The sequence below is a fragment of the Marinomonas lutimaris genome (assembly GCF_019426345.1).
Lineage (GTDB): Bacteria > Pseudomonadota > Gammaproteobacteria > Pseudomonadales > Marinomonadaceae > Marinomonas > Marinomonas lutimaris.
Window position 1 is genome coordinate 95936 of sequence record NZ_JAHLLW010000013.1, and the last position, 13147, is coordinate 109082.

17 protein-coding genes are annotated in these 13147 nt (G+C 41.6%); 2 read left to right on the forward strand and 15 right to left on the reverse strand.

All coding sequences use genetic code 11. From position 1 onward, the window contains the following. Positions 1-171 precede the first annotated feature (171 nt). The gene (locus KPL72_RS14840; RefSeq protein ID WP_219703448.1) at positions 172-690 is read right to left on the reverse strand and encodes an Mpo1 family 2-hydroxy fatty acid dioxygenase; all 519 of its coding nucleotides are present in this window, start codon (positions 688-690) and stop codon (positions 172-174) included. Between the two features lie 126 nt (positions 691-816). After that, on the reverse strand, positions 817-1659 hold the full coding sequence (locus KPL72_RS14845) for a DUF6279 family lipoprotein (protein WP_219703449.1): 843 nt from the start codon (positions 1657-1659) through the stop codon (positions 817-819). A 137-nt stretch (positions 1660-1796) separates the two neighbouring features. Here KPL72_RS14845 and KPL72_RS14850 point away from each other — a divergent pair, with 137 nt between their 5' ends. Then, positions 1797-2264 (forward strand): GNAT family N-acetyltransferase, encoded by a 468-nt coding sequence (locus tag KPL72_RS14850; RefSeq protein ID WP_212918215.1) that lies wholly within the window; start codon positions 1797-1799, stop codon positions 2262-2264. Here KPL72_RS14850 and KPL72_RS14855 read toward each other — a convergent pair. The 4 genes from KPL72_RS14855 to KPL72_RS14870 form a co-directional block, all read right to left on the reverse strand. Further along, positions 2233-2859: a uracil-DNA glycosylase family protein gene (locus tag KPL72_RS14855; RefSeq protein ID WP_219703450.1), complete on the reverse strand. Its 627-nt coding sequence runs from the start codon at positions 2857-2859 to the stop codon at positions 2233-2235. The genes KPL72_RS14850 and KPL72_RS14855 overlap by 32 nt on opposite strands. A gap of 71 nt (positions 2860-2930) precedes the next feature. Beyond that, entirely contained in the window at positions 2931-3413 is a 483-nt protein-coding gene (locus KPL72_RS14860) for an FKBP-type peptidyl-prolyl cis-trans isomerase (RefSeq protein WP_212918213.1), read from the reverse strand. Positions 3414-3665: 252 nt separating this feature from the next. After that, on the reverse strand, positions 3666-4106 hold the full coding sequence (locus KPL72_RS14865; protein WP_219703451.1) for a GNAT family N-acetyltransferase: 441 nt from the start codon (positions 4104-4106) through the stop codon (positions 3666-3668). Between the two features lie 42 nt (positions 4107-4148). Continuing rightward, positions 4149-4511: a DOPA 4,5-dioxygenase family protein gene (locus tag KPL72_RS14870; protein ID WP_212918211.1), complete on the reverse strand. Its 363-nt coding sequence runs from the start codon at positions 4509-4511 to the stop codon at positions 4149-4151. Positions 4512-4757: 246 nt separating this feature from the next. Here KPL72_RS14870 and KPL72_RS14875 point away from each other — a divergent pair, with 246 nt between their 5' ends. Continuing rightward, positions 4758-8216, forward strand: coding sequence for a PAS domain-containing hybrid sensor histidine kinase/response regulator (locus KPL72_RS14875; protein ID WP_219703452.1), 3459 nt, complete (start codon positions 4758-4760; stop codon positions 8214-8216). A 20-nt stretch (positions 8217-8236) separates the two neighbouring features. On the opposite strand, the gene KPL72_RS14880 is transcribed toward KPL72_RS14875, so the two are convergent. The 9 genes from KPL72_RS14880 to KPL72_RS14920 all read right to left on the reverse strand — a co-directional run bounded on the left by KPL72_RS14880 (position 8237) and on the right by KPL72_RS14920 (position 13063). Beyond that, on the reverse strand, positions 8237-8866 hold the full coding sequence (locus KPL72_RS14880) for a TetR family transcriptional regulator C-terminal domain-containing protein (protein ID WP_219703453.1): 630 nt from the start codon (positions 8864-8866) through the stop codon (positions 8237-8239). 134 nt (positions 8867-9000) lie between these two features. Continuing rightward, on the reverse strand, positions 9001-9372 hold the full coding sequence (locus KPL72_RS14885) for a DUF2750 domain-containing protein (protein WP_212918208.1): 372 nt from the start codon (positions 9370-9372) through the stop codon (positions 9001-9003). 12 nt (positions 9373-9384) lie between these two features. After that, on the reverse strand, positions 9385-10074 hold the full coding sequence (locus tag KPL72_RS14890) for a pseudouridine synthase (RefSeq protein WP_212918207.1): 690 nt from the start codon (positions 10072-10074) through the stop codon (positions 9385-9387). Positions 10075-10104: 30 nt separating this feature from the next. Then, positions 10105-10635 (reverse strand): GNAT family N-acetyltransferase, encoded by a 531-nt coding sequence (locus KPL72_RS14895; protein ID WP_212918206.1) that lies wholly within the window; start codon positions 10633-10635, stop codon positions 10105-10107. 138 nt (positions 10636-10773) lie between these two features. Then, a complete protein-coding gene (locus tag KPL72_RS14900; protein WP_212918205.1) occupies positions 10774-11394 on the reverse strand; it encodes a YitT family protein in 621 nt (206 codons plus the stop codon). 141 nt (positions 11395-11535) lie between these two features. Continuing rightward, on the reverse strand, positions 11536-11820 hold the full coding sequence (locus KPL72_RS14905; RefSeq protein ID WP_212918204.1) for a S24/S26 family peptidase: 285 nt from the start codon (positions 11818-11820) through the stop codon (positions 11536-11538). A gap of 55 nt (positions 11821-11875) precedes the next feature. Continuing rightward, positions 11876-12379, reverse strand: coding sequence for a superoxide dismutase, Ni (sodN, locus tag KPL72_RS14910; protein WP_219703454.1), 504 nt, complete (start codon positions 12377-12379; stop codon positions 11876-11878). Then, positions 12369-12590 (reverse strand): hypothetical protein, encoded by a 222-nt coding sequence (locus KPL72_RS14915; protein WP_212918202.1) that lies wholly within the window; start codon positions 12588-12590, stop codon positions 12369-12371. Before KPL72_RS14915 ends, sodN begins: the two co-directional genes overlap by 11 nt. Positions 12591-12619: 29 nt before the next feature. Beyond that, positions 12620-13063 carry a DUF2753 family protein gene (locus tag KPL72_RS14920; RefSeq protein ID WP_212918201.1) on the reverse strand — a complete coding sequence of 148 codons (444 nt, stop codon included), beginning with the start codon at positions 13061-13063 and terminating at the stop codon, positions 12620-12622. Positions 13064-13147: the final 84 nt, after the last annotated feature.

Genomic DNA, 13147 nt, shown 5'->3' on the forward strand with positions numbered 1-13147 from the left:
AACAGTTAAGTACACTAGAAAGTTATTGGGTAAGCATCTGTTCACAAAACAGATATTTTGGCTTACTCCAACAGGCTTGTAAGGAAATGGCGCTAGAATAAAAACATTAAGCGCTTCCTGTTCCTACCTCATCTATCTAATCTTCTTCCAGCAATTCTACTTCAACCTTAATTATTTTTTATTCACAGCTTTATTTTGTTTTTCGCAAGAACGTTCTATTGTTTTTTGCCAATCCTGTTTTAGCCCTAGTAAAAACAACAGCTCAACAAAAACAAATAAAGGCCCTATAATTAACCCCGTTACATCGTCTAAAAAAGCTGGTTTTTTGCCTTCAAAGTAATGCCCTACGAATTGAAATATCCAACCGACGATAAATAAACCAATCCCAGTGATTAACCATACGAATGTACTTTGAAGTGCAAAAAATTCAGCAATCCATATAGTCAACGCAAGCAGAATCGTCATCACAACACCAACCATTTTGTCTAAGCGAATATAAAAAACACTACTGGCAAGGGCAATAATAAGAGCTGGTGTGAACTCTATGTCAAGCAAGGTGAAATTTGGACGGGACAACAAAACAGCAATCCCGACAACTATCATAGGAATACCAACAAAATGCGTTGCTACATTGCGGCGATCTTGGTGATAAAAGGCATATTGGGACAAATGTTCTAGCATGGTTTTCATTCTACTGACCTCGATTTTTATTATTTTATTGATATCAGTAAAACGCATTTCTAAAAAAGGTTAAAGTATTTTATTGATATATCTCTATACCAGCTATGGTACTTTACCAATCCGCAACTTTAACGACTAACCTGAAATTAGCTCATCAATTAAGTCAACCCATTCGTCGAGCTTAGCATCAAGCCTTAGCTTTTGTTCTTGGGTAAAAGTCAGATTTAGCTCCGCCAACATTTTGGCATATAGGCGAGTGTTGTACGCCAAAGTCGCTTCGTATTCAGACGTTTTGTAATGGTCTGGATCGCCAATAAGAGAAACGAGCTGCTGCTTAAACTCGGGGGCATTTCGATTAGCAAAAATATCCTTTGCTGCATTCTGAAGAGTACGTTGATATGCAGTTCGCTCACTAAATGTTGGAATAAATTGATGTGCATACTTTTTGATAATATCGGTTTGTAGCTGAGATAACTTACCCATATTATCTTCAACTGGCTCTGATAAACGCTCCTCTCTACGCTTTAATCTTTCCGCCACAGTTTGCTTTTCAAACTTTATCAGGCTTTCTTGTCTTTTTTTATCCAAAGCCGATAGTGCTCCCTCGATTTGTTCCAGAGATAATTGTTGAGCAACCTCTGCCAACTCAGGAGCAATTTTTGTACGAAAACGATTAAGGTGCTCTTGCGCTTCATCAAACTCTCTTAGCCACTGGTCCTGATTGAGAGGACCTGAGTCTAATTTTATTTTCAGATTTTTGAGCTGATCCTGATATTTTTGAAGCTCTATAGAACGATGCCAGTCTTGCCATAAAGCAACCCGCTCATCTAGCATATCTTTTTGACTTGGCGATAAGTCTACATAATCGTCGACATACCAATACATCAACCAATCAATATTGTTATACGCAAAAGATGACGAACAGGCACTCAAGAGAAAGCTAAACAGTAAAACCAGTGGAAATTTACCCTCCTTCATTTTCACTACCTCAACCTAGTCAGCTTTATTATAAATATTACAAGTAACAGACTATCTGGCGATAGTTATATCTTTCATATTCATAACGTGACTTCCTAGATATAATACCGCCGAACAAGATTGAATAGAGAAAAGACATGCTAACTTGGCACTGCCAGACATTTAACGAACTATCCAATAACAATTTATATAACTTATTAAAGCTGCGCTCTGATGTGTTTGTAGTAGAACAAAACTGTATTTTTCCTGATTTGGATAATTTAGATACGTTACCAGACACTAGACATTTGTTTGCTTTGCAAGATAATAAATTGGTTGCTTATGCGAGACTTTTAGCAAAAGGCGATTCTTACCTAGGTTACACAAGCATAGGACGAGTCGTTGTCGCAAAGAAAAGCCGCAAGGATAAAATTGGTCACACATTGATGGCTCATGCGATTGAAGAGACGCTTAAGCTTTGGCCAGATAGTCCGATTAAAATCGGCGCACAATCTCATCTTGAAGGCTTTTATCAATCCCATGGATTTATCACAGTATCCGAACCCTACATGGAAGATGGCATAGAGCATTACCTTATGACGAGGGAGACTGAAGTAAGCCTTTAATCCGCGATTTCAACTCTGGTAAGACTTCAGCTTCAAACCAAGGATTTTGCTTAAGCCAACGGTTATTTCTTGGGCTGGGGTGAGGCAATACTAGTTTGCCTTGCTCTAGCCAATATCGCCATTGCTTGACCTGCTCTGTCACCTTACCAGACTGGCCTAAATGGTAAGCTTGTGCATACCCCCCTAAGACAATCGTTAATTCAATATTAGTCAGCTGATTAAGCACAACTTCTCGCCATTTGATCGAACATTCGGGACGTGGAGGCAAATCACCTGATTTCTTTCCCACTGACGGTCCGCTTTTATGAACACTATTCCCCGGAAAGCAAAACCCCATTGGAACAATAGCGACTTGCTGCTCATCGTAAAATTCATCAGCAGATAGGCCCAACCATTCACGTAAGCGCTCGCCACTTAAATCATCAAATGGCCGACCAACTTCATGCGTTTTTTGCCCTGGCGCTTGTCCAGCGATTAATAGTTTTGCATTAGGGTGAATTTGTAGAATAGGTTTGGGGAGATAAGGCAAAACATCAGCGCAATGCTGACAAGAAAGAACCGCGTCTTTTAGTATAAGAAAGACATCATTAGACATAAAGGTTACCGTATAAAAAAAGCGGCAACTGAAAAGTCAGAAGCCGCTTTTTTTCGTTATTCATTTGGTGCTTAGTGGTGATGACCGCCAGCGCCGTGAACATGTCCATGCTCTAGTTCTTCAGCCAATGCTTCACGAACGTCAATGATTTCAACATCAAAGTTCAATGTTTTACCAGCCAAAGGATGGTTACCATCTAGCATTACGCCATCGTCTTCTACAGCGATAACGGTTACTGGCTGCTGACCGCCTGGCGTTTGTGCCATGAATTGCATGCCAACTTGGATCTCATCAACACCTTGGAAATTTTCAGTTGGTACTTTTTGGATTAGCTCTTCGTGAACCGCACCGTAGCCGTCTTCAGGAGCAACAGAAACAGCAAGCTTGTCGCCAGCTGCTTTACCTTGAAGGGCTTTGTCTAGACCATCAATGATATTTTGCGCGCCACTTAGAAATACTAAAGGCTCTTGACCAACAGAAGAATCAAGCTCTTGGCCTTGTTCATCAGTTAGTGTGTAGTGCATGCTAACAACGGCGTTTTCTGTAATTTGCATTGTATTCTCCTAATGAGTAAAAAATAAATAATGAGGGAACGAGAGCTTGATACAAGCAAACCTTACATTTCAACAATAAGCGTTACACCGCCACAACACGAACCCAAACAATAGCTTGTAGCATTATGATAACGTCCCATAAGCTCAATAACTACCGTATAACCGTAGAAGTTTGGTACGTTCGACGATTTTTAAAGGGATGTTTAACAAATATTTTGAAAAAAACTGAAAAACATCCTGTGCTGATCAAATTTAAGACACTTCTTTATTTTCAATTTGAAAAACAGATTGAATTTTTGCAGTCATAAAACCTAATGTGGTATAAAAATTTTTCGCGCCATCACGGGCATCATTTGTACGAACTCGCAATGTTATCTTTTCATTCAAAGCCCACTCTTTTGCTTTTTCGACCAAAGCGCGCCCTGCCCCCTTTAACCGCACCTGATCTGATACAGACAAACCAAGGATTTCAATAAAGTCTGCTGAAGCTGCTCGAAAGGCATGCTGAGCATGTAGCCAACCGATCAGTTGACCATTGAATTCAGCGACCCAGACTTTGTCATTACTAGATGCTAGCAACCGTTCAAGGCGTTTTATGGCAAGCTCTTCTGATACAGTGTTTTGATAACCTAATGCTGAAGCAACTTCAGCAATGGCATTGGCGTCTTGTAAATTGGCCAATCGGATCTTCATGGTTTTCCAATGCTCCAGTGTTCATCAGCTGTTTGAAAATGTTTACTCACTCGGAGATGTGAACTGAGAAGTATCAAGCACATAAGACTGACCTAACCAGCTAACCCCTTGAGTATGATCGACATACTCATTGCCTGTAAGTGGATGCACAAACACGTCCAATGATTGGCGATTTAACATCAACCATGGAATGATCTTACAAAAGGTTTCTGCAGCGAATGAAAGCTGACAGCTCCAAACTGGATGTGGCCCTACTGGCTTTTGATGGAAACGCCCAACACGAACTTCGAACAGCTCACTAGCTTTCTTTGCCACGTCCTTGGCCATTTCAACACCCGCTTCGTCTGTGTAATAGAGATGCGCATGGAATGCTTTGATGTCATCATTTAAAGGAAGTTGGTTCATAGTTCCGCCTATAGCCAAATCTAGAGAAAACAAGTTTAGCACTAGTGAGCATAGTGCAGGAGTCTCTTACCAAGAAAGCTGTATTGCTAAATAAGAAATAAACATTCACGTGATGAGATGGCCTACGCGACCTAAGTCGTAGAGGATTGTCTAATTGGCTGTGTTACATTTATATGTAGGACGAGACCTTCAAGTCTCAAGATAAGCAACCATGACGCATCAGTCTATGTTTGGGTAATTTATTTAATGACTGTTTTCTGGGTTCTGTTAGCCATTCTTTATGTTCTGGGCCTGTTCTGGATTGCTATCTGGGGCGACAAAGAAAGTGCAACAGCAAAAAAGCTGACTCGCCACCCGTTGGTCTACAGCTTGTCATTAGCTATTTATTGTACGGCTTGGACATTTTACGGCTCTATTGGCGAAGCCTCACGCTCAGGCTGGAGTTATTTGCCAATTCTCCTGGGCCCAATTTTGCTTTACCTATTTGCCTTCCCCATTCTAAGAAAGATGATTACGGTCAGTCGTAAGCAAAACATCACTTCTATTGCTGACTTTATCTCTTCTCGATATGGCAAACGGCCGATGACCGCACCTTTAGTCATACTTATCAGTATGCTCGCAGTGATACCCTATATTGCCTTACAGCTAAAGGCCATCGGCTCGAATTTTGCTCTTTTTGTCAATCAGGATGAGTCCTCAACTAGCTTTGTTGTCTTAGTTGCGACTGTTCTAATTGGTATTTTCGCCATGTTATTTGGCACTCGAAAAGTTGAAGTCACTGAATATCGTTCTGGCATGATGCTAGCGATCGGCGCTGAATCCTTGTTTAAACTAATCGCCATTGTGGCCGTTGGTATCGTTGCCGTTCTGATGACACAAGAGTTTGATGTTAACAAGCTGAGTAAAAATGTCGATTTCACAGTATGGAATCCAGAACAGTTTCTATCCTTCCCGTTTCTTATGCAGACCTTTATGTCTGCAGCGGCGGTAATATGTTTGCCTCGCCAGTTTCATGTCACTGTGGTCGACCATCAAAATAACCAACAATCCAATATGGCACGCTGGCTATTCCCTTTATATTTGCTGATTTTTGCCACCATCATTCCGCCTATTGCCATTGCAGGTCAGAGCCTTTTTTCTGCGGATATCAATCCAGATACTTACGTGATTCAATTTGCTTTAGTGTCTGATAATCTGCCGCTGCAAATGCTGATTTTTCTTGGAGGAATGTCTGCTACGACGGCGATGATTATCATCGCCACTTTTGCCCTAAGTATCATGATCAGTAATGATGTAATCTTACCTCTGATGTTGGCTCGCGCCAGTGCCCAACAGCAAGCCTTGCCCTTATATCGACGCCGAATATTAATGATTCGACGCTTAGCCATGATGGGGATATTGCTGTTATCGTTTTTGTATTACCAAAAAATGGCCAATGCTGAATCATTAGCAAACACTGGAATACTGGCTTTCTCTCTCGTGTTACAACTTATGCCTGCGGTACTTGGTGGCCTCTATTGGAAACGTGCTCATGCTCATGGAGTTTATACTGGTTTAACCTTTGGCTTCTTATGCTGGGTATTACTGATGATGCTGCCACTCACAGGTAATATGGATTGGGATTTAGAGAATGCACAATCTCGCTCAGAACTCATTAGTTACGGGGCTTTTATCAGTTTATTGGCAAATATCTTTGGCTATGTGGTCGGTTCTTTATTATCCACCGAGCGCTTGATTGACCGAATCCAAGCCACCGCCTTTGTTAGTCCAACCACAGAATTGGAAAAAGGCTTTTTTAAACCTAAAAGCAAAGCCACTAACGGTGATTTTTTCGTGCTGTTAGAAACCTTTTTAGGTAAGCAAAAGAGCCAACAAGTCCTATCGAACTTTGAGCAAGATTACAGCCAAACTATTCCATCGAATACTTCACCAAATCGCTTATTTGTCGACTACTGCGAACGTATTCTAGGTGGCGTATTAGGTGGTTCTTCGGCTCGCACTATCATTAATTCAATCTTGATTGATAAACAAATCAAGGTGGAAGAAATGGTGACTTACCTAGATGAAACCACCCAAGCTATTCAATTCAGCCAAAATTTACTCTTCGTTTCCATGGACAATTTAGACCAAGGGATTAGCGTGGTAGACAAAGACCTACGCATCGTCGCTTGGAACAAAACCTACCTGTCTCTTTATCCTTATCCAGAAGGCATGTTAACCGTTGGTTTACCAGTAGAAGAATTGATTCGCTTTAATGCTGAACGCGGTGAGTGTGGTGTTGGCGACATAGAAGAGTTGGTTAACAAGCGCTTGGAACACCTTAAAAAAGGCACAACTCATCGCTTCTTACGACGCCGCGCCAGTGGCCGAGTTATCGAAATGGTAGGTAACCCTCTGCCTGATGGCGGCTTCGTCACCAGCTTTACCGATGTCACAGAACACATAGAAAGCCAACAAGCCTTAAAAGAGGCCAACATAGACTTAGAAAAGCGTGTCGAAGCCCGTACGGTAGAAGTACAAGGCGTTAACCACGAACTAATGCAAGAAATCGAACGCCGTAATCAAGCTGAAAAAGCTCTGATCAGCGCCAAAGCAGAAGCCGAACAAGCTAATGCCTCTAAGACAGAATTCCTCGCCTTAGCCAGTCATGATATTTTACAGCCGCTAAACGCCGCTAAGCTTTATATGGGGATTTTACAATCTACGGAATTACCCAATGACACCAACCAAGTTATTGATAAATTATCCGATTCTTTAGAATCAACCGAGGCACTAATTTCCACTTTGCTTGAAATCGCCCGACTAGACCAAGGGGCGATTCAACCCAAGTTAGTAGATTGCAATTTGCAAGATATCCTCGCACCGATTGTGGCTGAATTTGGCGTGATAGCAGACAGTAAAAACATTCGCTTAACCACACATTTACGCCCTTTTAGAGTTCATACAGACCCTATTTACTTACGCCGAATCATTCAAAATTTTGTTTCAAACGCGGTGAAGTACACGCAAAAAGGCCGCGTATTATTGAGTGTCAGACCTCGCTCTGGCGTCGTGTATTTACAAGTATGGGATACCGGTGTGGGAATTCCAGTAACAGAGCAAAAGAAAATATTTGATGACTTCTATCGTTGGGAAAACACCCAAGAACCAGGAATGGGATTGGGACTAGGCTTGGTTCGTCGCATGCAAAAACAACTCGGTTTAGTAACTGAAATACATTCAACCCCCGGTAAAGGTAGCTGCTTTAGCATCGGTATTCCATTGGCCAAAAGCAATCAAGTAGTCAATTTTTCAACATTTCAAACCACGATCACACCACAAGAAAAGCTGGCTCACTGCTATGTTTGGTGTATCGATGACGAGAAAAATAATCTAATCGCCATGAACACACTATTAACTCATTGGCAGTGCGACTGTCGGACATTTAATCGCTTTAATGATGCCCTAGAGGCAGAAGGGGAAGCAGAGTTACTGTTAGTGGATTACCATCTTGACAATAACCAAGATGGTTTGTCTTTGATTAAATCACTTCGAGCCCGTGCAGGAAAAACCATTCCAGCCGTGTTGATCACCGCTCTACGCGACCCAGAGCTAGTAGAGTTATGTAAGCAACAGAACATTACCTATATGGCAAAACCAGCAAAGCCCGCAAAATTACGGGCTTTGGTGCAACATATTCACCAATTAAGAGAGGACTCGCAATAACAGTGTTTTATCTTTCGAGATCAATCTTTCGAGGGTAGGCTTAAGCCACAACCAGCGAGAATAATACCGCTCACTGTGTCTCCGATACGCTGTAAATCTTCATCGCCCAAGGATTCAATACCACTTAAGGCAAGCACTTGGGCTTCAAAATCCGCGTAATGCTGAGTCGTTGCCCAAATCATATAAATCACACTAGCAGGATCACACTGACGCATTTTCCCTGCATCCATCCAAGATTGCAGCAAAGCAACGCGAGATTTAAACCATGGCTGTAATTCTTCTTTTAGGTAGTCACCAATATGCAGGGCACCGCCAATCACTTCCATGGCAAACAGACGAGAAGCCACGCCTTTCTCAAAGCTCTGTTTCAGTTTAACGCGAATAAAACTGTCCAATACGGCGGCGGGATCATCGTTTGTAGTCGCTTTATCAAACAAATCATTCCAACCCATCAAAGTTTGATCAAGCACTTGCTTGTACAAGTTCGCTTTGGATTGAAAATAATAAATGATATTTGGCTTAGGTAAACCAGCACGCTCAGCAATATGCTGCAAGCTGGCGCCGTTATAACCTTTTAAGCCAAATTCAATTTCAGCGGCTTCTAATATTTTAACAAAGACTTCTTCACGGTGGTTTTGACGTTTGCTCATGGGGGAGTTAAGTCCTTATTTGTATTGTCCCGTTACTACAAAAATATCTATAACACTTTAATAAAAACTAAACCGCTCCCTCATGGCGAAAAACCAATAAGAAAGCGGCTAATTATAAATACCTATTTCTAAGATCAAGCCAGCAGCGCAGTCAACTCTTCCGCTGTCGATAGCTTACCTTCGTCTTCAATATTCGGAAAAACAGCTACAGTGATCTTGTCTGCCGCAAGGCTTGGTAACCACTCAGTTTTAAATGTCTCAAGGGAAACAGACACTGGCTCGCAGTCGTCCCAATCTTCAATGGCCCACTGGCTAGCAAATTCAGCATCAGGCCAAACCATTACACAATCACCGTCGTCGGTTTCAACCATCACAAAACCTTCTTCGTTGCTCAAGCTCCATACCAATTCCGTGGCTTTAGCATGCTCAACAAAATACGCTAAACGCTCACTATCAGGCGCAACCAATAGTTGAACACGTTCATCCATCGATAATTCTTTCATCATTCAATCTCTTTATTAAAAGTAAGCAACTTCTTCTTCGGTTAATTCACGGAAATCGCCAGCTGGAATGTCAGCATCCAGTGACAAAGGACCAATTTGATCCCGGTGAAGCTCTTCAACTTTATTACCGACAGCTGCCAACATACGTTTTACTTGATGATATTTACCTTCTTGAATCGTCAGATAAATATCGCAATCGCTAATACGCTCCGCGACCGCTGGTAATGTTGGCTGCAATTCACCATTCAGCATCACACCTTTTTCCAATTGCTTCAAATCTTCATCGCTAATTGGATCAGCTAACATCATACGATAGCGTTTGTTACAGGCATTACGTGGTGAGGTAATTCGATGCAGCCATTGCCCATCTGTGGTTAGCAGCAATAAACCTGTGGTGTCTTTATCCAGACGACCAACAATCTTTAACTCTTGCCCTAGATGAGAAGGCAAAAGATCCAGCACCGTCGGGTGATCTGGATCTTGGGTAGCGCACACATAACCCGCAGGTTTGTGCAATAAATAGTATCCCTCAGATGGCCATGCCAAAAGGGCATCATCTAGGCAAATCTGATCCCCTTCTTGTACGGTGTAATTGGCTTTTTTAACCACTTCACCATTTACAGTTACACGGCCTTTTGATGCTGCAATTTTTGCAGCTTTACGTGCCAATTCAGTCACGTGGGATAAATAAAAATCAAGTCTCAAGGGTATCGCCTATGGCTTTGTTAATTAAATTTAAGAAAATACTTCGTGGGTGGTTTCAATTTCTTTGTAGAAAAACGTCGCATTATGCAACATACCGTTTGCACTGCGAGTGTAACCAGGCACTTCACCAAACGGAATATAGCCCATATTGACATACATGTCGTGAGCTATGTCATCGCTTCTTACTTCAAGTATTAGTAGCTGTCGTTGCATGGATGCCGCTACACGCTCAACACCTTGCATCAGCATGCCGCCCAAGCCATGTTCTCTCGCTTGAGTGTGAACCATTAGCTTTTCCACATCGCAACGATGTAATGCATTGGCTTTTGGAGACATGGCAATTTGTACACTGCCAACAACTTTATCGTCTTCACGGATCAATAAAACTTGGCGGGCATTAGCTTGTAAATCATCGTTAATCGACAACCAATAAGCTTTCGCTTCAGACTCACTCATTGGTGGTAAAAAACCAATTGGCGCGCCAGAGTCAACTGCATCACATAACAACTCGACAAGATCATCTAGGTAGGGGTTAAGGTTGTCTACTTTGAGTAATTCCAAACTCTTTTCCTCTGTCTTTTTGATTAGCGTAATAATACCTGAGCCAAGCTCTGTTAGGAAACGTCAACACGGTTTAAGCGAATTGAAGACACAAAAAAGGCGACCTAAGCCGCCTTGTTCACTCATTTATGAGGTAATTTAAACATTACCCATATAACGTCCTGGTTTATGGTTCACGGCGATAATCATATTTAATGCCACTGCACCCACAAACGAAATAATGATCAAGGTGTAATCCACAACAAAAACAGACAAAAGCACAATCATACAATCAACGGCCATCTGGAATTTCCCCATGGAAATACCATATTTTTCAGCCAAATAACGAGCAAGAATATTCAAACCACCAAGACTTGCGTTATGACGAAACAACATCAAAAAGCCCACGCCCATCAAAAAACCACCGGCAATACTGGCATAAAGCGGATTAACCTTATCAAAGGTCACCATCATCGGCGTGACATCAGCAAAAACCGACAAGCAAAATACAGAAAGGAAAGTCTTTATGGTGAATTCCCAACCAAAGTGCATAATCGCCAAAACGTAAAAAGGAAGGTTAATCAAGAAAAACGCCTGACCAAAAGTCAAAGGCGTTGAATACTTCATCAAAAAAGCTAATCCAGCAGAACCACCCGTTAACAAACCCGCATGAGTAAAGAGGTTCACACCCAATGCAATAATCAAGGTACCAAGAATCACAGCTTGAGCATCTTCAAGACGTGTGTGTTTTTTTACCTTAGGTAATTCGGCCGTCGACATGGGTTTCTCTCTGCTTTAAAGGTGAAGTAGATATTAGATAGAAAACGGGGATTTTAGAGAAAAATACCTATAAGACCAACACCAAGACAGAAAGCAGTTTTCAGCTTTTTTAAAAAAGTGTCTAGTTTTATGTACACTCAATTAAGTAGCACAAATCCGATGAATGACCTTTCCTATAACACGTCTTGGCGACACCCAACCAATCCGTTCGGACTGTAAACTTTTATTGCTTTCACCGCCTAACCAAAGCTGTCCGTCTGGAGCGATATGTAATACTTTTTTGATAATAAATCCGTATAACGCGTGATCAACTACAACTAAATGACCTGTTTTAAGCTTTTTATGCCAACGACTGGTAAAAACAAAATCTCCATCGTTCAAAACTGGAGCCATACTTTCGCCTTGTACCTTGATTAAATGAAGCATAGTTACTCCTTTACGCGACCTATTTGCAAAATTAATGTCTATTCAAATGCTGCTTTCAATTTTTTAGATCAGGATAAACGACATCCAAAATAGGCGGATAAGGGCAAGGAGCACGATAGATTGGAACATCCTTCGTAAACCAAAAGGCTTCTGCAAAGTCATTCACTAAAGCAACCAACCTCTCCCCTTCTGCACGATCAATTCCCTGTTTGCATTTTGAGGCCTGCAACATAATGGAATGCACTAGATCATGAGTATTAGGTATTTTCTCAAATTGCGGCGCTTTAAAATAATCTCCCCAGATAATCCGAACGGCCTCTTTCACTTCTGTACAAGCTGATTCTTTTTCGCTGACTAAACGAGAGATCTGAGCAAAGTCAGCCACACCTAACGACCCTTTTTCTTCTACTTCTTTAATCAAATCCATCAGACGAACACAGCTCAACGCCGCTAAAAGAGCTGTAGAAGGATCATAAATTTTACAGGGTATATCACAGTGAGCTTGCGCAGTCTTAAAGCCAATCACTTTATCTAACGTTTTAATCACACTATGCATCATGGCTAATCTCCTCTCGTTCAAGTTGTTTGCGGCGACGTAATAACTGCTTATAAATAAAGCCGCCAACAATAATGCTTCCCACAGCAAATACGGTTAATACGTGAATCAGGTCACTCGCCCAATGTGAATCATCATGACCAGGATGTGCCTGTGCCAATTGACTCATGATAAGAAAAACACTGCATAACATGACGGTAATAATAGATTTCATATCATCATTCCTTTTTTAGTACCAAAATGTCAGTGACGCACCATGGTGGCAGGCATAGACACAGCGTTAGACAATGACTGCATCAAGGCTCTGCTTTGCGCAGCAACCTCCTTACTATAACTCTGAGTAAACAGCTCCCATTCAAAACGAATATGAGTCGCGGTTCTCATGATGAGAGAGCGCTGTTCGCCATCCAGATCTGGTCGAGCAATAATGGTTTGCAGAAAATTGACCGCACACTCAAATTGAGTATTAGCGGAAATAAAGTCACCTAAGGCGGTATAAGATTCGGCAATATTCAAAAAGCTTACCGCAGCGGCAGCAACAGCCGATTCAGCATCTCGATAAAAATCTTCATCGAATGAACGCTCTGCTTCCATCAATGCCTGTCGGTTTAAATCCACAGCATCAGTAAAAGCATGGTTTGAATAAGCTCGGTTGGCTTGTCTAGTTAAACGTTCCCAGTCCTGCATTGTTTTCTCCACGATATGTTATGACGCATCAATTAAACTTAATGAGAATCATTATCGTAAAAGATTTTAAATAAATCCAGCTAA